We start from the raw sequence: 19442 nt of genomic DNA, 5'->3' as shown, positions 1-19442 counted from the left end.
GAATATGTACATACCAAAAGACAAGGAGGAACAAATAAAATGAGGATTGAGATACTTGATGAAGCAGCAAAGAATGGGACTAAATACCAGGATATTAACGTAAACCCAACTTTCGGTGCAGCATACTTTTACAGCCAGACTGCAGGAAATCGTTTGATAAATTTTGGAGAGGTTATCTGGGAAAGAGACATTGAAGAAATTTTGGAAAATTGCAGAAGGTTTGGAATAAAAGATTTTACCATTTCATCAACCTACTCAGGGCTTCTTACAACTCTTGCAGAATTTGAAAAGCATAGTTGCCACATGGTAAGACTTATCGAGATTAATTCAAACATCGACGACTGGAAAGCAGGACTTGAGGGTGAAAGCAAAAAGGAAATTATTCCAGCGCTTCTTATGAGGCTGGATAGAGAATAAGAAGAGAAACGTAAAGGCATCGCTTCGGCGGTGCTTTTTGCATGTTAACCACAATAAAATAGCAAAAAATGCATTTGGCGATTATGATAGAAAAATGTCTGATAGATATAAATTAATATGTCATTTAACTATTTTCAAACGACAAATAATAAATTATAATATTAAAGTTTGTTGTGTGTGCCTTATAATGTGACACACATAGTGCTTAATCATATTGAGAGGTAAAGGATAGTTTTATGAAGAAAATTGTAACAAAAATGTTGTTGTGGATTGCGGCTATAATGCTGTTTTTAGCCTTTCCGCAAAATGCAAATGCTGCTAGCAAAGTTAAACTTGAAAAGAAAACGGTAACATTAAAGCCCGGAGATAGCTATAAGATAAAGCTTAAGAACGTACCTAAAGGTGCTAAGGTGAAAATGTCATGTAAGGCAGATAATAACTATGTTACTGTTTCAAAAAAAGGAATAGTAAAAGCAAAGGACTATCCTGGTAAGAAATCTAAAATATCCGTTAATGTGAAAGTTAAGACTAAGGGAAAAACAAAAAAGTATAAATTTGCTCAGATAATAAAGATAAAAAAGGGGGACGAGTCTTATAGAAGCGATGAAAACGGGAATTCTTCTATCACATTACCATATAGATCAATAAACATAAGGAAAGGTGAGACTGAATTTCTTGATGCTGATACAAACCCTTCATATGAAAGTGTGACTTGGTCATCTAATAATACGAGAGTTGCTTCCATTACTAAGAATGGACTATTGAAGGGAGAAAGTATTGGTTCAGCTATTATAACTGCAACAATTAAAAATGGAAAATCAGCAAGTTGTGTTGTGAATGTAACTTCTCCCCAAATTAAGAAAATTAAAATTGTATTGCCAAAAGACAATATCGAAGAGGGCGAAAGTATAATTGCAAAAGCAGAAATAGAACCCGCGGATGCTTCAGGAGAAATTGTTTGGAATGCAAATAATGATTGTGTAAAGATCGATGGACATGGCGATACAGTGACCATAACTGGAATTGAAGCTGGAAGAGCATATATTACTGCTAAAGATGGTGTGGTTAGCAGTATCTCTAAGACTTTAACAGTTGTTCCTAAGAATAATGTATTTGGAAAAAATCAAACCTGGGAATCACCAAATAAATGGAGATTAACGATAACAGACGTGAAAATTCATTCTTCATGTAGTGGAGCAAGTAATGCTAAGGGAGAGGAAATAGTTGCTATTTCTTATACCTATGAAAATCTAGGTGTAAGTGAAGGACTATTTATTAATATTACGGACAGAAATTGTTATGATTCGCAAGGCTATCCTGCTGAGAATTATTATTGCTCACATTTTTCGTATCCCAAAATGATAGCTGTTGGAACCAAATATTCAGCAAGTAGAGCGGTTGTTCTAAAGCACAAAGGTAATGAACTTAGTATAAAAATGCCTCGATATTCATTTAATGGACAGGGACAAGCTGTTGCTACATTCAATATACCATATGGAAAAACTGAAGCAGAAGAAACAACAAAAACTATTTCGTTTGATAAAGTAGATATGGCGCTGTATATGAACGAAACAGGAAAGTTCAATGTTTCGACTACTTCAACTGAGGATATTATTTGGGCATCCCAGGATATGAATGTAGCGAAAGTTGATTCTAAAACAGGTGAAATTACACCTGTAGGTCCAGGTATGACGACGATTTATGCGCTTCAGGGCACAGCATATGCACAGGGAATTGTAAGGATAAATCCTCTTAAGATAACATTTTTGGACCATGGTAATAATTTATCAAAGCTTCGAGTAATGATAGAAAATACATCGAATAAATCTATAGGGGGATTTAATCAATATGGATTTGGAGTGAACTATTCAAAGACTTCAAAGGGAGACTTGCTATATATTAACGGTGATATGTTAAGTATAGATAATGAAATACCCGCGGGTAAGACAGTAACATATACATTGAAACGACCTTCATTATCTGGCGTAATAGAAGATACAACGCCAATAAGATTTACAGAAAATGCAAATTACTTAGCTACGTTTGATTATAACGGGGAAAAATATATACAGTCTTTGATTGATGGAACACTTCTTTCTACTATGTCAAACTAACAAGACAATAAAAGGCATCGCTTCGGCGGTGCTTTTTTCGTGCAGTGAAAGGAGGAAATATGAAAACTAAAGTTGATGCTTTAAAAGAATACTATATAGCTAAAAGCGGTGATTTGGAAGATATTATCGAAATTACTACTGTTACAGATATGATTGAAGCTATCACTGCATTACCTGGTGGTGGAGGAGATATAGATCTTTCTGGTTATGTTAAAAAGAAGGAATTAGAAGGGTACGCAAAAGCTGAAGAACTACCTGATATGAGCATTTTAAATGCAATTTCAGTTACAGGGGGCACAGAGAATTTTATTATTCCAAATGAGTGTAAAACAAACTGGAAACCAACATTCACACAAGGAACTGCGTATGCAGATGGCGCGGTAACAAGCGGTTATTCCACATCAAATCTGATATCAGGTATGCCAGCTGGCACAAAGTTGAAGTTGAGTTTAAGAGAAATACCTTCGTATTTCAGAGTCATTCAATACCGCAATGGTATGTATGCGGCAGGCGATGGAGGAAGTATCAAATTAGATGAAGATGGGTACGCAATAATTACGCTAGCTAACGCAAATGATTTTTGTCTTGTATTTAATAAAATTGTTGATTGGACTAAGTTTATGGTGGCTTCAGTAGAGAATTTTGGTGAAAAAAGAGTAAGTATCGACGACCTAGTATTATCAGAAGAAACGAAAAAAGGCATCGATACTACTCCCAATGTATTAAAAGGCAAAAAGTGGGCTGTTTGCGGTGATAGCTTTTCAATAGGAGCAAGTAGTGAAATTATTGAGAATGGAAAGTATGCCGGACAAAAGGTGTCATACCCTTATCTGATTGCTGGAAGAAACGATATGTCTTTGCAGATGCTTGCAAAAGGCGGAAAAACATTGGCGGATCCGGAAGAGAGTTCATTCACAAATACTTTCTCTAAAGAATATAAGACTATTGATTCAGATGTGGACTATATTACTTTGTATCTTGGAATAAATGATTCACACCATAGACCGGATTCAACAGGTTCAGATGGAGAAGATACAACAGGAAAAATTCCGCTTGGAGCAATAAGTGATACCACTGTGTACTCGTTTTATGGCGCATGGAATGTCATTCTTGCTTATTTGATTAAGAATTATCCAAATGCAAAGATCGGAATTCTTGTATCAAATGGCTGTGAAACAGATGATTATCGAATAGCCACCATCTCTTGTGCAAAAAAGTGGGGGATTCCATACATTGATTTAAATGGAGATGAAAGAACCCCGGCGATGATACGTTCAACTAATCCTGATATCAGTTCTGAAGTTAAAAATGCTAGATTAATTGCCTGGAGAGTCTCTGCAGATAATGCACATCCTAACGCGGATGCTCATAGATATGAAAGTACATATATAGAGAACTTTTTACGTAGTCTGTGATTGGGGTGACAAATGATAATAATATCAATTATCGGATTCCTGCTTATACGGGAAGCTTTAAACCAAATGGAGGTAACATATTGAGCTTTATATCAATGGTCTTTAAATCAAGAGCACCAACTAATAGAACAGCGGGGAGCGCCTATGGCTTTTTCATGGGCTCGTCAGCTGCTGGAAAGAGGGTTAATGAAAGAACCGCAATGCAGACATCAGCTGTTTATGCCTGCGTAAGGGTTATCTCTGAATCGGTGGCGAGCCTTCCACTTCACCTTTACAGATATAACAGTGATGGTGGCAAGGAAAAAGCACTGGATCACCCTTTATATCATTTGCTTCATGATGAGCCAAATCCTGAAATGACTGCCTATTCATTTTTTGAAGCAGCCCTCACACACATGCTGTTGTGGGGGAATTTTTATGCCCAGATTATAAGGAATGGTAAAGGTGAGGTTATGGCCATTTACCCTCTTATGCCGGACAGGATGAAAGTGGATAGGGATGAAAATGGAAGACTTTATTATGAGTACCAGCTCACAAGTGATGACCCGATAAAGAAAAATACGTCCACGGTGATACTCAGGCCGGAGGACGTTTTACACGTACCATCTTTGTCCTTCGATGGCCTCCAAGGATATAGTCCAATAGCAATGGCCAAGAACGCGATAGGCCTTGGAATAGCAGCTGAGGAGTACGGCTCAAAATTCTACGCTAATGGAGCAGCTCCAAGCGGCGTACTTGAACACCCGGGAACACTTAAGGACCCTTCAAAGGTAAGGGAGAGCTGGACACAGACTTTTGGTGGAAGCTCTAATTCCAATAAGGTAGCTGTACTTGAGGAAGGCATGAAATATACACCGATATCCATAAATCCTTCAGAAGCGCAGTTCCTGGATACAAGGAAGTTTCAGGTTACAGAGATTTGCAGGATATTCAGGGTGCCGCCTCACATGGTAGCTGATCTTGATAAGTCGAGCTTTTCTAATATAGAGCAGCAATCACTTGAGTATGTTCAGTACACACTTCGGCCATGGCTCACAAGAATTGAGCAAGCCATGTATAGAAGGCTTTTCACTGAGGAAGAGAAGAAGAAATACTTCTTTAAGTTCAATGTTGATGGGCTTCTTCGAGGCGACTATCAGTCAAGAATGAATGGCTATGCTGTTGCAAGGCAGAATGGCTGGATGAGCGCAAATGACATAAGAGAACTAGAGGATTTAGACCGAATTCCAGAAGAGCAGGGTGGAGATTTATATCTCATCAATGGAAACATGACAAAGCTCGAAGATGCCGGCCTATTTGCTAATAAAGGAAAGGAGGAATCCAATGAAGAACAAGAAGTTCTGGAACTGGGCGAGTCGAAAGATGACGGACCAGGAAGGAAACGAAAGCATAGAGAGGGTTCTTAGTTTGAATGGAACAATTGCTGAAGAAAGCTGGTATGACGATGATGTCACGCCGGCTTTATTTCGTGATGAGCTAAATTCCGGAGAAGGGGATGTAACAGTCTGGATCAATTCTCCGGGCGGCGACTGCATTGCGGCAGCGCAGATTTACAACATGCTCACTGCATATCCGGGAAAAGTAACGGTCAAGATTGATGGCCTTGCAGCATCTGCGGCATCGGTTATAGCGATGGCCGGAGACACCGTTTATATGTCCCCGGTATCAATGATGATGATACATAACCCGGCTACCGTAGCATTTGGAGATCATGCAGAAATGCAGAAAGTCATTGATATGCTTGAACAGGTTAAGGAATCAATCATCAATGCCTATGTTTTAAAGACTGGGCAGAGCAGAGCAAAACTTAGCCATCTCATGGATGCGGAGACTTGGATGGATGCAAACAAAGCTGTAGAGCTTGGATTTGCAGATGAAATTTTAAAAAAGGGTACTGAGGATGAAGAACATCCGGAAGTATCAATGCTTTTCTCTCGTAAGGCTGTAGATAATGCCTTATTCAATAAGGTATCAGCCAAGTATGAGAAAGAAAAACAGCCTGTAGCTCAGCAGGCAGAAATACCAAATATGGAACCAGAAACGGGACGCTCAGTTAAGGACATTAACGAGCGTCTTTCTATTATCAAAAGATTCATTTAATGGAGGAAAATACTATGAGATTACAGCAGCTTATTGATCAGAGAGCAAAGGCATGGGAGGCTGCAAAAGCCTTCGTTGATAGCCATCAGAAGGAGAACGGGACACTCTCATCGGAAGATTCCGCAACCTACGAAAAAATGGAGGCTGAGATCACGGACCTTACAGCAGCTATTGACCGTGAGAGAAGGGCCGAGGAGAGAGAGGCAGAACTTAACAAGCCTGTTAATACTCCTATTACTGCAAAGCCTGGAAAGGCAAATGGAGTAGAGGAGGAAAAGACAGGTAGAGCATCTGATGAGTACAGGAAGGCAATGCTCAATGCCCTTCGTACCAATTTCCGTCAGGTAAACAATGTACTTCAGGAAGGTGTTGATGCCGATGGAGGATACCTTGTTCCCGAGGAGTATGACAAGAGAATCGTTGATGTGCTTGAGGAAGAGAATATCATGAGAGGTCTTGCAACAAAGATCACAACTTCCGGTCAGCATAAGATTAACATCGCAGCTACAAAGCCTGCTGCAGCATGGATTGAGGAAGGTGGTGCACTCTCATTCGGTGATGCTACTTTCGATCAGATTTACCTTGATGCATTTAAGCTTCATGTAGCTATTAAGGTTACAGAGGAGCTCCTTTACGACAATGCATTCAATCTTGAGAACTACATTATCACTCAGTTCGGAAGAGCCCTTGGTAATGCCGAGGAGGACGCATTCCTTAATGGCGATGGAAGAGGTAAGCCTGTAGGTATCTTTAATCCTACAAATGGCGGTCAGGTGTTCAAGAAGCTCTCAGCTGACATTAAGGCCGACGACATTCTTGATCTTGTGTATGGCCTTAAGAGACCTTACCGTAAGAAGGCATCCTTCATAATCAACGACGCGCTTCTGTCTCAGATTCGTAAGTTTAAGGATAACAACGGGGCCTACATTTGGCAGCCTTCTTACCAGGCAGGTGAGCCTGATAGAATCCTTGGCTATCCTGTTCATACATCCGCATTTGCTCCTGAGGCGGCTTTTGCATTTGGTGAGTACAGCTATTACAACATTGGAGATCGTGGATCACGTTCTTTCTCTGAGCTTAGAGAGCTTTTTGCAGGAAACGGCATGATCGGCTATGTGGCTAAGGAGAGAGTTGATGGAAAGCTCATTCTTCCTGAAGCAGTTCAGGTAATGCAGCTTAAGTCATTCATTCCTCCTGTAACTGGCTGATAAAAGATGAACCCGCCTGTGGGAAATTGCAGGCGGGTTTTCCTAAGGAGATGACAGATGCTTGTAACGATTGATGAAGCAAAAAAATATCTGAGAGTAGATTATGATGAGGACGACGAGCTTATTGAGGGATTCATAGAATCTGCGCAGCAGCTTTGTATGGATATTCTAAGGACAGATGATTTCGTTGTCCTTGAACAGGATAGAAATGCTAAGGTAGCGGTTCTTTACTGCGTCGCATATTTTTATGAGCACAGGGAAGAAACAAACTACAAAACAGTAGCACTGTCTTTAAGAGCGCTTCTTGGTGGAAACAGAAAGGCACAGTTTTAATGAATATATCTGGACTTAACGAACTCATCTTAATACAGAAGAATGAAGTGGTTGTCGATGATATTGGAAATCACACAAATGCTTGGACTGATTATTACTTGTGCCATGTAACTGTAAGCGGTATATCAGAGAATGCCCAGAAGGAAGCTGCTGGCCAAACAGTAGATGATAGTTATATTTCATTTACCTTGCGGTTTTGTCTTAAGGCAGCTTGCATCAGTAACACAGGTTTTCGAGTGATTTTCAATGATGAAATCTATGACATCTTAGCAGTTGATCCTATGGGATATAGAAAAAGAAGCCTCAAACTAAGATGTAAGAAAGCGAGGAGATGACATGGCAACTGTACGAATAGATGACCTCGCTGATGAGGTTATGAAGGGACTAAAGGATTATGCTCAGCTTGCTGTAGATGATTTAAAGACAGCTATCAAAAACGCTGGTGAAACGGTAAAGGATGAGATTGAGAAAACTGCTCCCAAAAAGACAGGGAAGTACAGAAAATCATGGGCTGTAAAGAAAACAAATGAGACTTCTGATTCCATAAAAGTAGTGGTGCATTCAAAGACGCAGTATAGGCTTACGCATCTTCTGGAAAATGGCCACGCCAAAAGAGGCGGTGGCCGTGTTGCAGCAAGGCCCCACATAGCACCTGCTGAGAAAAAGGGTGAGGAACAGCTGATTAACGAAGTTGAGAGGAAACTCAGATGATGAAATATGACAAAATCGTAGAAATGCTAGAAGAAACAGGCATTCCATTTGCCTATGACCATTTTGCAGAGGGTGAGTCACCAGAGCCGCCCTTTTGCATTTTTCTTATTCCTGGTAGTGACAATTTTCATGCAGATGATGCTGTTTATGAGAAACTAAGCACACTTGTCGTTGAGCTTTATACAGATAAGAAGGTCCCTGCATTGGAAGAAAGAGTAGAAGATGTTCTTACAAAGCATGAGCTTATCTGGAACAGGTCAGAGGTTTGGATAGAGTCAGAAAAACTATATGAAGTGCGGTATGAGATGACCGTATAAGGAGGGTTAGATGAAAACAGCAAATAAAGTAAAGTTCGGATTGAAAAATTGTCATTACGCAAAAGCTACTTTTGCTGCAGATGGCAGTGTTACATATACAAAGCCTGTACCTATTCCAGGTGCAGTAAATCTCTCACTGGACGCAGAAGGTGAGAGTGATTCATTTTATGCCGATGATGGTGTGTACTATTCTATTGCAGCCAATAACGGATATAAGGGTGATCTTGAGATTGCCATTGTTCCTGAATCATTTTCTACGGAAATAATGCATGAGGAAGAAGATGCTAATGGAGTTTTTGTAGAAAACAAAGAAGTGGAGCCGGAACATTTTGCCTTGTTATTCGAATTCAGTGGCGATCAGAGAAAGATAAGACATTGCCTTTATAATTGCACAGCAAGCAGAACTGGTATTTCTAGTGGAACCATTGAAAATAGCAAAGAGCCTAAGACAGATAAGCTCACACTTGTGGCGACGTCTATTAACGGTGGTTATGTTAAAGCAAAGACCGGAACGAATACAGCAGATGCAACCTATGAAGGATGGTTTGCAAATGTTTATATGCCCACTGCAAAGTCTGGTAATAGTACTGGATCAAAGACTTAAGGAGGAACAAAAAGTGGCAGTAACTAAGGTTATAAAAATAGATGATAAGGATGTAACATTTAAGGCCAGCGCAGCCACACCAAGAATATATCGTAATCTTTTTGGAAGAGATATATTTAAGGATTTATCGAAGCTTGAGAAAGATATCGATAAAAGCGGCGAAGAAGACCTGGATATGTTTTCATTGGAAATGTTTGAGAACCTTGCCTTTGTATTTGCAAGGCAGGGTGAACCTGAGAAAACGCCACATACTCCTGATGAATGGCTTGATCAGTTTTCAACGTTTTCTATTTATGAGATCTTGCCGGAGCTAATTTCACTATGGGGTATGAATATTCAGCAGCAAGTTGAATCTAAAAAAAACTTCCAGCGAGTGATCGAGAAATGACAACAGCATTGTTTCTGCTTAGATGCGTTCAGGTCGGGATATCAATACGGGATCTCGACCTTATTACTATCGGTACAGTAAATGATATGTATGTTGAAAGTGGCAATGACTCTTATGATTATGACGTTTTGGCTACCCAGAACGATTTTGATTCATTTTAATTCAGGTAATAAGCTAGTATTCAAAATTTTTTAATGTAAATTTAATAATAGCTTATGAGTATTAGCCAGCGAAAGAGCTTAAAATGTAATGGTAACAAATAAACACAAGTTGTAAGGATAGGAGTTCGTGATGGTAGGAGTTATTATTTTTTCATGGATTATTCTATGCATAGTAGTAGGAGCAGTTGCAAGTAGCGTCGGAAGAAGTTTTAGTACGTATTTATTGATAAGTATTTTTCTATCACCAATAATAGGTTTTATCATTTTAGCAATAAAAGGAAAGGCTACTCCTGACGAAACATTGCTGAATAATCAACATATATTTTATTGTCCTAGCTGTAAAAAGACTTTCAGCGCAATAGGAAATAATAAATCAGATTGTCCAAATTGCAGCGTTCCTACGAAAGAGACAACAGTTCTTACTGAAACATGGAGAACTTATACGGATTCACAGAAGGAAGAAATGAAAATGGCTTTCGAGCAGGGGCAGTATTTACGTATGGCTCCATTTATGCAACCAGTTGTTAACCAAACTACAGTTAGTGGCGCCGATGAGATAAAGAAATATAAAGAATTACTTGATAATGGTGTCATTACTCAAGAAGAATTTGAAGCGAAGAAGAAACAGCTATTAGATTTATAATACATGCGGAAAAATATTATTAGGCATCTACCTGTCACAGGGGGTGCCTTTTTATGAGGATTTATGGACTAAAGAACGATTTAGATACGTTCTAACCTAGTATTTATCATGTTATAATTTAGTATCATTAGTGTATTGGAGAGAAGATGATGGATATACCATTTGCGGTCACATACAAATGTCGGTGGTTCGGACCATGCGAATATGGTGATGGAAAGAAGGAAGAAATAGCAATTTCCTTTACTGGGAATATAAGGGCTAAGCGATATGACCACAATGGCCCCAATAATAGATGGCGGCTTATTGAACGGGCGACAGGAACTGTTCCTGTTGATGATGCAAAACAGTTATACAGAGAGCTTAATGATCTGTTTAAAGCCCGTAAGTATGTTGACGGAATGTTAAATGATGCGGAAGAGGTAATCATTATCGATGAACCCGGAGTTAAGCTATCATTGGATGGAAACCTCACTGATGGACTGAATTATTGCCATAAACTTATAGAGGAGTTCATGGATAAAGTTGAACTGAACAGGGTGGAAGTTAAGCACTGATAAGCATAAAGGGGCTTTGTTATGGATAGTTACAAGATAAATTTCTACTCTGTTTATGTTTATTTAATTTCTTGTCAATATATATCAACTATAATAGTTCTATGAGAATATGCGATAAAGAATTGCTATTTTTGCCGCTTAAGTGTAATGCAATTTGTAGGAGAGTGAACATAACACCGCTATCTATAGGAGAATTATCATGGGATTAATTAAATGTCCAGATTGTGGGAAAGAAATATCTGATTTGGCTCCTTCGTGTCCTAATTGTGGAAGGCCCATGCTTAAAGTAGTATCAGATGAAGATACAAGTGTAGCGACAGAAAGCATGGAATCAAAAAAAGATTCTAATACTACCAATACTTCGAAGAATAAATATATTATTCCAATCGCTATAGGTACTATAGTATTAATAGTTGTTGCGATTATGATATTTAGTGGGAACGGAAAGAACAACGAGTATGAAGAATACTTTAGCATCATATCGGAATATGATACGGGTTTGCAAACCACAGTCACTACTGTAGTGAATAAGTCGGAATATAAATTTAAAGGTGTGAAAGCTGTAATATGTGTTGAAGCAGAAACTACAACTGGTAGGAAAAAGAAATTTTATTTAGATCATAATTTAGGAACGATGGAACCCGGAACGGCTAGAACGTTTAGTAATAATGATCTAAGTGATGAGATAGATGAAAAGGGTTGGAATATTTTATGGGTTACGGAAAAATATGTTGATTATTTGAAATGGGAAGATATGCATCATTAGTATTATGTCGTAGCTGACATTGATTCAAGGCATTTACCTGTCAAAGGGTAGGTGCCTTTTTTATGCACTTTTTTAGGGAGGATTCATGGCTGATAGGCTCAGGGGAATAACAGTTGAGATCGGTGGTGATACAACAAAGTTGTCGGCATCGCTAAAACAAGTAAATACAGATATTCGTTCCACTCAGTCACAGCTTAAGGATGTTAATAAGCTTCTTAAGCTTGATCCTGGAAACAGCACTCTTGCGGCTCAGCAGTATAGACTCCTTGGAGAAGCAATCAAAGAGACAAAAGAAAAGCTTGATGCATTGCGGGAAGCTGAGAAGCAGGCGAAGGTTGCTTTAGAAAAGGGAGATATCTCGCAAGCCCAATATGACTCACTGCAAAGAGAAATCGAAGAGACTACATTAAAGCTAAAAGATTTGGAATCTCAGGCATCAAAGTCAGGTGTAGCGCTAGAAAAGATGAGTGCTGTGGGAACAAAGATGCAATCTGTAGGCACTTCTGTGGCAAATGTTGGAAGCAAGCTTATGCCGGTTTCAGCAGCAGTAGCGGGAATAGGAACGGCCGCAGTAAAAACTACAGCAGATTTCGATGCACAAATGAGCAAAGTACAAGCTATCTCAGGTGCCACGGGTGATGAATTAGAGCTTCTTCGAAAAAAGGCTAGAGAAATGGGCGCTCAAAGTAAGTACTCAGCTGTGGAGGCAGGACAAGGGTTCGAATTCATGGCAATGGCCGGTTGGAAGACTGAGGATATGCTTGGCGGTATTGAAGGTATTATGAATCTCGCAGCTGCTTCCGGTGAAGATCTAGCGACAACATCTGATATAGTAACAGATGCACTTACAGCTTTTGGACTTTCCGCTGAGGACTCAGGGCACTTTGCGGATGTACTTGCTGCTGCATCATCGAATGCAAATACAAATGTATCGATGATGGGTGAAACATTTAAATATGCAGCGCCTATAGCTGGTGCGCTTGGATTTTCCGTAAAGGATACTGCAGAAGCAATTGGACTAATGGCTAATGCCGGTATTAAATCATCCCAGGCGGGTACATCTCTTCGATCATTGATGAATAACCTAGCAGGGGATGTTACGTTTACGGGTGCGGCATTTGGTGAGATGCACATTCAGACAACAAATGCTGATGGTTCCATGCGAAGTTTATCGGATATCCTTAGGGATTGCAGAGCAGCATTTAATCAGATGTCTGAGTCAGAAAAAGCAGCAAATGCAGAAACGCTTGTTGGAAAGAATGCCATGTCAGGTTTTCTTGCCATTATGAACGCTGCAGATACTGATATAAATAAGCTTAGTGGAGCGATAGCAAATTGCGATGGAACATCTAAGGAAATGGCAGAGACCATGCAGGATAACCTTTCTGGTCAGCTGACAATCCTTAAATCGCAGCTTCAGGAGCTTGCAATTTCTCTTGGAGAAACGATGATGCCAATAATTAGGCAAATCGTGGAACATATTCAAAAGTTCATCGATAAGCTCAATAGCATGGATGAGAGAACTAAGCGAACGATAATTACGATAGGACTTGTAGTCGCGGCACTTGCTCCGGTGCTTATCGTTGTTGGGAATGTTATAAGCGCTATAGGAACAATTCTTACGGTTATACCAAATGTAATATCCGTAGTTAAGCTACTATCACTTACTGTGAGTGGTAGCGCTGTTCCTTCACTTGCTGCTGGATCATCTGCACTTTTGGGAATTGTTAGTGCAGCAGGACCGGTAATTGCAATAACAGGTGCTGTAGTTGCTGCAGGAGTTCTCCTTTATAAAAACTGGGATGTAATAAAGGAAAAGGCAGGACAACTAAAAGAGGTAGTAGGAAAGAAATGGAACGAACTAAAAGAAAACACCTCAAAAACCTGGAGAAAAATGTATGATGATGTATCAAACATATCAGATGACCTTAAAAGCATGGTTGCTAAGAAACTGGATAACATAAAGCAAGCCTTTGTAAATAATGGCGGAGGAATAAAGGGAGTAGTCGCAGCGGCTTGGACAGGTATTAAGGAGTATTACACATTGGGGTTTGATACTATAAATACTTTGAGCGGAAACAAACTGAATTGGATAAAGGAAGCCTTTCAAAATAAGATGTCGCAGGCAGCGGATGCGGTTCGCAATGCAATTAATCGTATAAAGAATTGCTTTAACTTTACTTGGAGCCTTCCTCACATAAAGCTTCCACATTTTAGTATTTCAGGAAGCTTTTCGCTTGATCCGCCATCAGTACCGAGCCTTTCTGTAGATTGGTATAAGAATGGTGGTATCCTGGATGGGCCCACTATATTTGGAATGCAGAATGGAAGATTACTTGGTGGAGGGGAAGCAGGAAAGGAAGCGGTTGCTCCTCTTGAAACATTAAAGTCTTATATTGCAGATGCTGTTGCAGATGGAATGAGGGGCCAGGATGACCAGATTGTAAGCCTTCTTAAACTCATAGCAAATAAGGATACAAGAGTATACCTTGATAGTGGTGAGCTTGTAGGTGGTATTGCACCTAAGATGGATAGGGCACTTGGAAATATAGCATGGAGGTATTCAAGATCATGAAAGGTGTAAAGTTTGGCGGGCTAAGGTCTGATACGGACCTTGGCCTTGTTTTATATTCTAAAAAAATAAGTCCTCCAAAGGTAAGGACTGCGGTAGTTGAAGTGCCTGGACGAGATGGAAATCTTGATATAACAGAAGCTCTAACAGGAAGAGTTATGTACGAAGATAGAGAGATATCATTCGTTTTTAGGGTGCCAAATCCCAAAGAAGAATGGCCAAGAGTTTACTCAAAGGTACTCAACAATATTCATGGTAAGAAGATGGATATTATTCTTGATGATGATCCTGATAATACCTACTCAGGGAGAATTAGTATTGATGAGTTTGCTACAAATAGAAACCTTGCTGAGATCGCAGTTGTTTGCACTGTTTCTCCTAAGAAAACTTATAAGAATGCTGTAAAAAAGATGATTGCAGTTTCTGGATCAAAATCACTTACGTTAACAAATAGTGGTATACCAACAATTCCTGAGATAACAGCAGATAGTGAGCTGGATGTATCTTTTGGAGGTATGTCCTATCATCTTTCTCCTGGAAAGAATAAAGTGTTTGATATCCTTCTTCCTGAAGGAGACTCAAAGCTGATATTTAGCGGAACCGGCAATGTGACGGTAGAATTTAAGGTGCAGAGCTTATGATCTATAAGATATATTGTGATGACAATTTAATATACGATAGCCGTGATGATGAGAAATTAATTCTTAATCCCATTGTGGATTTGGAAGTGAATATGGCAGGAAGCTTATCCTTTATTATGCTTCCAGGATGCAGTTTTAAGGATAGTATTAAGCGAATGAAATCTACGCTTACTGTTTATCGTGACAAAGAGATAATCTTTACTGGAAGAGTTACAGAGGTGGAGGATGATTTCCTAAATAGAAGGTCAGTGTACTGTGAAGGGGCACTGGCCTTTTTCAATGACTCTATCCAGCCATTTGCTGAATATCACGGAATTACTGTTAGAGGATATCTTGAAAGATTGGTGTCAGTTCACAACAGCCAGGTAGAAAAGAATAGACAGTTTACGGTTGGCATTGTTACTGCAAGAGATGCAAATGACTCACTGTATAGATTTACAAACTATAACAATACAATCACTGAGATAAAGGAGGACCTGATAAATGATATTGGCGGATATATTTCAATACGAAATGAGGATGGCATTCTTTATGTTGATTATCTTGATGATTATCTGGATACAAGCGATCAGAAGATAGAGTTTGGAGAGAATCTCCTTGATTTTACAAAGGGCTTTAATACAACAGACCTTGCTACAAGAATCATACCACTTGGATCAGTATTGGAAAGCGAGTCCACAGAAACTATAAAGAAGAGACTTACGATAGAGGAAGTTAATAACGGTAAGAATTATATCGAAAGTACTGATGCGATAGAAAGTTTTGGAATCATAACAAAGACAGTTATATGGGATGACGTCACTACTGCCAGTGCACTATTTTCAAAGGGGAAAAAGTATCTTCAGGAGTCTCAGTTCGATAATATGACCATTGAATGCAGTGCTATTGATCTTCACTACGCTGATGATAATATTCCCGCTTTTACTGTCGGACAGTATGCATGGGTTGTTTCGAATCCTCATGGCCTTAATAAGAGATTTCCTATAAGTGCTCTTAGTCTTTCTCTTGATAATATTGCAGACAATACGATAACTCTTGGAATAACAGATAGAAACAGAACACTAACAGGTGCATCAAAAGAAGCAAATGCCCAGATCATGAAAAAGATAGAAAACATTCCGGATACGGATACTGTTCTTGATCAGGCAAAAAGAAATGCTACTAATCTTATCAACAAGGCTACTCACGGATTTGTCGTTGTTGAGCCAAATGAAGTCCTTGTTATGGATACTAACGATAAGTCTACAGCTAAAAAGATTTGGCGATGGAATCAGGGCGGGCTTGGTTTTTCTAAGAATGGCTATAAGGGTGACTTCCCTCTTGCAATAACCCAGGATGGCGCAATAGTAGCTGATTATATTTCTACAGGAAAACTTGATGCAAACCTTATAAAGACCGGTATTATCTCAGATGAAAAAGGTCAAAACTTTTGGAATATGGAAACAGGTGAGTTTTCTCTTCAGACCGGTATGATTGGTGATACTTCTATTGAGAATATTCAGGATGCTGTTTCCAAGGGCATTATTGATGTTGATATTGAGTATGCACAGAATAGCTCAATGGCAACGGCTCCCACATCGGGGTGGAGTACAACAGCTCCTTCTTGGGTTAACGGTAAGTATATTTGGCAGAGAACAAAAACTACTACAGCTGATGGTAAGGCAGAATACAGCGCTGCAACATGTATCACTGGTGCTAAAGGTGCAACTGGGGCTACAGGAGCTGCGGGTGCAAAAGGAGATAAAGGCGATAAAGGTGATACTGGTTCAAAAGGAGCCAAGGGTGACAAGGGGGATACCGGAGAGAAAGGTGAGACTGGAGCTAAAGGAGCAAAAGGGGACACAGGAGCTACAGGCCCTGCAGGAAAGGATGGGAAAAACGGTGTAGACGGAAAAAATGGTAGCGATGGAAAAGGCGCGACTGCTATCGTTGAGCAGTATTACTTATCTTCGTCTAATACTACTCAGACAGGTGGATCTTGGCAGACTACATGTCCGGCTTGGAAATCTGGATATTATATCTGGACGAGAAGCGCAATTACCTGGACTGATAAAACTACAACTTATACTACGCCTACTCTAGCAAACGGAATTAACTCTGCAAATACCACAGCTAATACAGCAAATTCAACTGCTAATACTGCAAAGACAACAGCAGATAATACCAAGAAAACTCTTGATAACCTTAAGATTGGAGGAAGGAACCTTATTTTAGGTACCGCAGCTGCCATCGAATTATACCCAAAGGGTGGAGAAAATGAAAACTCTAATACAAGTAGTGGCGCATTTACAAACTTTGCAGGAGATGCTAATGCAAATTACCCATATAAGATTGCATGCGGCACCTTGGCGCAGCTTGGCCTTAAGAATACAGATTATCTGACGATCTCTTTTGACTGGAACATAAATATTGCGGAACCCTCAGGTAAATTCCGTATCGGATTTAATGCAAATCCATGGGAAATGATGGCCGGGGATATTGTTTTATCAAAAACCAATACGGGTGGGCATTTTGAAAAGAGTCAAGCGGTGTCAGCAACTACTGCACTGATAGATTCTACAGCCACTGCTATAAGAATCAGAATGGACAAAGTTACTTCTGGCGCGACGATCAAGATATGGAACCTAAAAATCGAGATTGGACAGAAGGCTACAGCTTGGACGCCTGCTCCTGAAGACCTTCAGAGCTATGCTGATAAGGTGGCGGCAGCAGCTGTTGCAAATCAGACACAGAGTAGCATATTTAATAAACTGACAAACAATGGCCAGACACAAGGAATATATCTTAAGGATGGAAAGCTGTATATCAACGCTGAATATATAGCTTCAGGAATTCTTAAATCCAAAGATGGAGAGACATTTTATCTTGACTTAGAAAAGGGAATCCTGAACATGAAAGCAACTAAGCTTACACTCATGGGAACAAGGCTCACAAATCTTTGGAGAAATACATCTTCGCTCAACAAAATAGGTACTGATTTGCTTAGCTTTGTTTCTGGAGAAAAAGGCATCTGGATGGGGGATTCCAATAATTCAACAAATGGAACTATTGATCTTATGGATATAACTTCAAATCAGCCAGAAGGGGTTCCAGTTACAAATTCATTTTGGCTAAAGCCTTATAATATGTCCACACAAGGGGTGGGACAGTCAATTCCTATTGATGCAGGAAAGTATATGTTCTCGTTTTATTACAGAGCTAAGCTCAATCCTAATCTCTTAAGGAATACTGCAGACAAAAAGATTGATTCTACAACAACAGATACAGGATGGGTACTTAAATCAAGCGGAGATGGTGTAGGTTCTGTGGTAACTGGTTATGACAACCTTGGAACGACGGATAGATATGTACTTCCATATCCTCTTGCTTATGCTATTACAGGAAATACCACAGGTAACAAAGACTATGCGCAGAAGGTATCGCTTACAAAAGGAAAGACGTATGTGCTTTCTTGGTATGCAAGGCTAGTGAATAATTGTACTTCAGCAGCTATTCTTATTCGTAACTGGAATGTGACAACGAATGCTTGTGAGCTTACCCTTTATAACTCTAAAATCACTAATACCGTATGGCAAAGATTCTGCGTGAAATTCACAGCGACAAACGAGAATAGTGAAAACACAAATATTCAATTTGGTATTTCAGGAGCAGGGAGTGTTCAGTTTGCATGTGTGAAACTTGAACAGGCAGATTTTTGTACTCTTTATGTGCCTAATACAGCAGATGCGTCATATAAAGAAACAGATCAGGTTTACTTCAGGGTCTTGTATAGATGGGGAAATACTTCTTCGTATGGATACTACTTTACGGAAAAGAATACGATAGCAGAAATAAAAGCCGGCAAGTGGAACAGATTTGTTGCTGAAGAAAACTTCACGAAGAATAAGGATACCAGCAATAAGCTGGATATGAAAAATACGACATATTTTTTGGAGTATGAGACCGGAAAATTCCGGACTAAGATGCGACTATCTACTATGCATGGAATCTCAATTGAGTACTGTGGAATGATGTTTTCGCCGTTGTCTTCTTCAGAAACAGCACAGTCTGCCGGCGCATCTTGCAGATGGATTCCTAATGGCTGTGATGCAATGATAAAGGATTCTATAGTTTCAACTATGACAGGAGCCTCATCAACGGATACGAATCAGGGAATATATCTAAATAGTTCCGGACAGCTTTGTATAAATGCAAGCATGATTAAGAGCGGAACAATATCTGCTGATAAAATAAAGACAGGAACTTTATCATCTATTGCCATAAATAATAATGGCAATTTCCAGGTAAACTCAGGAGGAAGCGTAACCATTAAATCTGGAAATCTTACGATCAAGGAAAGTGATAGTAAGCTTATTAGATTTAATACATCAAGTGGAATACCGCAGATCCATCTAACCGATGGATCAAAAGATACGCTTATAACTCCAGGGCATATATATTATACGAATAGTAAGGGCGTTTATACGGAACTTACAAATCACTAACATTAACTTGCATC

The 19442-nt window shown here is 39.5% G+C and carries 19 protein-coding genes; all 19 read left to right on the top strand.

Translation table 11 applies throughout. The annotated features are described in order from the left end of the window. Nucleotides 1–39: 39 nt before the first annotated feature. On the top strand, nucleotides 40–417 hold the full coding sequence (locus tag G610_RS0110355) for a DUF7698 family protein (protein ID WP_026524733.1): 378 nt from the start codon (nucleotides 40–42) through the stop codon (nucleotides 415–417). 236 nt (nucleotides 418–653) lie between these two features. Beyond that, on the top strand, nucleotides 654–2531 hold the full coding sequence (locus G610_RS20515) for an Ig-like domain-containing protein (RefSeq protein ID WP_035797360.1): 1878 nt from the start codon (nucleotides 654–656) through the stop codon (nucleotides 2529–2531). Nucleotides 2532–2590: 59 nt separating this feature from the next. Beyond that, complete coding sequence (locus G610_RS0110345) at nucleotides 2591–3946, top strand: SGNH/GDSL hydrolase family protein (protein WP_026524732.1); 1356 nt, start codon at nucleotides 2591–2593, stop codon at nucleotides 3944–3946. An 80-nt stretch (nucleotides 3947–4026) separates the two neighbouring features. Next, complete coding sequence (locus G610_RS0110340) at nucleotides 4027–5352, top strand: phage portal protein (RefSeq protein ID WP_026524731.1); 1326 nt, start codon at nucleotides 4027–4029, stop codon at nucleotides 5350–5352. Continuing rightward, on the top strand, nucleotides 5309–6046 hold the full coding sequence (locus tag G610_RS0110335; protein WP_051197924.1) for a head maturation protease, ClpP-related: 738 nt from the start codon (nucleotides 5309–5311) through the stop codon (nucleotides 6044–6046). Before G610_RS0110340 ends, G610_RS0110335 begins: the two co-directional genes overlap by 44 nt. Nucleotides 6047–6060: 14 nt before the next feature. Further along, nucleotides 6061–7254 carry a phage major capsid protein gene (locus G610_RS0110330; RefSeq protein ID WP_026524729.1) on the top strand — a complete coding sequence of 398 codons (1194 nt, stop codon included), beginning with the start codon at nucleotides 6061–6063 and terminating at the stop codon, nucleotides 7252–7254. Between the two features lie 57 nt (nucleotides 7255–7311). Then, nucleotides 7312–7587, top strand: a complete 276-nt coding sequence (locus G610_RS0110325) for a head-tail connector protein (protein ID WP_026524728.1) — start codon at nucleotides 7312–7314, stop codon at nucleotides 7585–7587. Further along, nucleotides 7587–7922, top strand: a complete 336-nt coding sequence (locus G610_RS0110320; protein ID WP_026524727.1) for a phage head closure protein — start codon at nucleotides 7587–7589, stop codon at nucleotides 7920–7922. The genes G610_RS0110325 and G610_RS0110320 overlap by 1 nt, the downstream gene beginning before the upstream one ends. 1 nt (nucleotide 7923) lies before the next feature. Next, on the top strand, nucleotides 7924–8298 hold the full coding sequence (locus G610_RS0110315) for an HK97 gp10 family phage protein (protein WP_026524726.1): 375 nt from the start codon (nucleotides 7924–7926) through the stop codon (nucleotides 8296–8298). After that, nucleotides 8298–8615 carry a hypothetical protein gene (locus tag G610_RS0110310; protein ID WP_026524725.1) on the top strand — a complete coding sequence of 106 codons (318 nt, stop codon included), beginning with the start codon at nucleotides 8298–8300 and terminating at the stop codon, nucleotides 8613–8615. The genes G610_RS0110315 and G610_RS0110310 overlap by 1 nt, the downstream gene beginning before the upstream one ends. A gap of 10 nt (nucleotides 8616–8625) precedes the next feature. Beyond that, nucleotides 8626–9219 (top strand): major tail protein, encoded by a 594-nt coding sequence (locus G610_RS0110305; RefSeq protein WP_026524724.1) that lies wholly within the window; start codon nucleotides 8626–8628, stop codon nucleotides 9217–9219. Nucleotides 9220–9232: 13 nt separating this feature from the next. Continuing rightward, nucleotides 9233–9607 carry a hypothetical protein gene (locus G610_RS0110300; RefSeq protein WP_026524723.1) on the top strand — a complete coding sequence of 125 codons (375 nt, stop codon included), beginning with the start codon at nucleotides 9233–9235 and terminating at the stop codon, nucleotides 9605–9607. Beyond that, nucleotides 9604–9768 (top strand): hypothetical protein, encoded by a 165-nt coding sequence (locus G610_RS23315; protein ID WP_196809835.1) that lies wholly within the window; start codon nucleotides 9604–9606, stop codon nucleotides 9766–9768. The genes G610_RS0110300 and G610_RS23315 overlap by 4 nt, the downstream gene beginning before the upstream one ends. 130 nt (nucleotides 9769–9898) lie before the next feature. Then, nucleotides 9899–10411, top strand: coding sequence for an SHOCT domain-containing protein (locus tag G610_RS20510; RefSeq protein ID WP_035797357.1), 513 nt, complete (start codon nucleotides 9899–9901; stop codon nucleotides 10409–10411). 146 nt (nucleotides 10412–10557) lie between these two features. Continuing rightward, complete coding sequence (locus G610_RS0110285; protein ID WP_155831003.1) at nucleotides 10558–10965, top strand: hypothetical protein; 408 nt, start codon at nucleotides 10558–10560, stop codon at nucleotides 10963–10965. A 199-nt stretch (nucleotides 10966–11164) separates the two neighbouring features. Further along, entirely contained in the window at nucleotides 11165–11731 is a 567-nt protein-coding gene (locus G610_RS0110280; RefSeq protein ID WP_026524721.1) for a zinc-ribbon domain-containing protein, read from the top strand. An 85-nt stretch (nucleotides 11732–11816) separates the two neighbouring features. Further along, nucleotides 11817–14306, top strand: coding sequence for a phage tail tape measure protein (locus G610_RS0110275; protein ID WP_026524720.1), 2490 nt, complete (start codon nucleotides 11817–11819; stop codon nucleotides 14304–14306). Beyond that, nucleotides 14303–14944, top strand: a complete 642-nt coding sequence (locus tag G610_RS0110270) for a hypothetical protein (RefSeq protein ID WP_026524719.1) — start codon at nucleotides 14303–14305, stop codon at nucleotides 14942–14944. The genes G610_RS0110275 and G610_RS0110270 overlap by 4 nt, the downstream gene beginning before the upstream one ends. Then, complete coding sequence (locus G610_RS23755) at nucleotides 14941–19428, top strand: phage tail protein (RefSeq protein WP_051197923.1); 4488 nt, start codon at nucleotides 14941–14943, stop codon at nucleotides 19426–19428. Before G610_RS0110270 ends, G610_RS23755 begins: the two co-directional genes overlap by 4 nt. The last annotated feature ends 14 nt before the right edge of the window (nucleotides 19429–19442 follow it).

The sequence above is a fragment of the Butyrivibrio sp. MB2005 genome, assembly GCF_000424285.1.
GTDB lineage: Bacteria > Bacillota > Clostridia > Lachnospirales > Lachnospiraceae > Butyrivibrio.
Note: the sequence above shows the minus strand (reverse complement) of the source record. Positions and strands in the feature narration are given on the sequence as shown.

Bases quoted from the DNA above. Each gene is read 5' to 3' on its own strand.
- G610_RS0110270 (WP_026524719.1), top strand. From the start codon at position 14,303: ATGAAAGGTGTAAAGTTTGGCGGGCTAAGGTCTGATACGGACCTTGGC.
- G610_RS0110325 (WP_026524728.1), top strand. From the start codon at position 7,312: ATGCTTGTAACGATTGATGAAGCAAAAAAATATCTGAGAGTAGATTAT.
- G610_RS0110315 (WP_026524726.1), top strand. From the start codon at position 7,924: ATGGCAACTGTACGAATAGATGACCTCGCTGATGAGGTTATGAAGGGA.
- G610_RS0110345 (WP_026524732.1), top strand. From the start codon at position 2,591: ATGAAAACTAAAGTTGATGCTTTAAAAGAATACTATATAGCTAAAAGC.
- G610_RS0110320 (WP_026524727.1), top strand. From the start codon at position 7,587: ATGAATATATCTGGACTTAACGAACTCATCTTAATACAGAAGAATGAA.
- G610_RS23755 (WP_051197923.1), top strand. From the start codon at position 14,941: ATGATCTATAAGATATATTGTGATGACAATTTAATATACGATAGCCGT.
- G610_RS20515 (WP_035797360.1), top strand. From the start codon at position 654: ATGAAGAAAATTGTAACAAAAATGTTGTTGTGGATTGCGGCTATAATG.
- G610_RS20510 (WP_035797357.1), top strand. From the start codon at position 9,899: ATGGTAGGAGTTATTATTTTTTCATGGATTATTCTATGCATAGTAGTA.
- G610_RS0110310 (WP_026524725.1), top strand. From the start codon at position 8,298: ATGAAATATGACAAAATCGTAGAAATGCTAGAAGAAACAGGCATTCCA.
- G610_RS0110330 (WP_026524729.1), top strand. From the start codon at position 6,061: ATGAGATTACAGCAGCTTATTGATCAGAGAGCAAAGGCATGGGAGGCT.
- G610_RS0110285 (WP_155831003.1), top strand. From the start codon at position 10,558: ATGATGGATATACCATTTGCGGTCACATACAAATGTCGGTGGTTCGGA.
- G610_RS0110305 (WP_026524724.1), top strand. From the start codon at position 8,626: ATGAAAACAGCAAATAAAGTAAAGTTCGGATTGAAAAATTGTCATTAC.
- G610_RS23315 (WP_196809835.1), top strand. From the start codon at position 9,604: ATGACAACAGCATTGTTTCTGCTTAGATGCGTTCAGGTCGGGATATCA.
- G610_RS0110335 (WP_051197924.1), top strand. From the start codon at position 5,309: ATGACGGACCAGGAAGGAAACGAAAGCATAGAGAGGGTTCTTAGTTTG.
- G610_RS0110355 (WP_026524733.1), top strand. From the start codon at position 40: ATGAGGATTGAGATACTTGATGAAGCAGCAAAGAATGGGACTAAATAC.
- G610_RS0110275 (WP_026524720.1), top strand. From the start codon at position 11,817: ATGGCTGATAGGCTCAGGGGAATAACAGTTGAGATCGGTGGTGATACA.
- G610_RS0110280 (WP_026524721.1), top strand. From the start codon at position 11,165: ATGGGATTAATTAAATGTCCAGATTGTGGGAAAGAAATATCTGATTTG.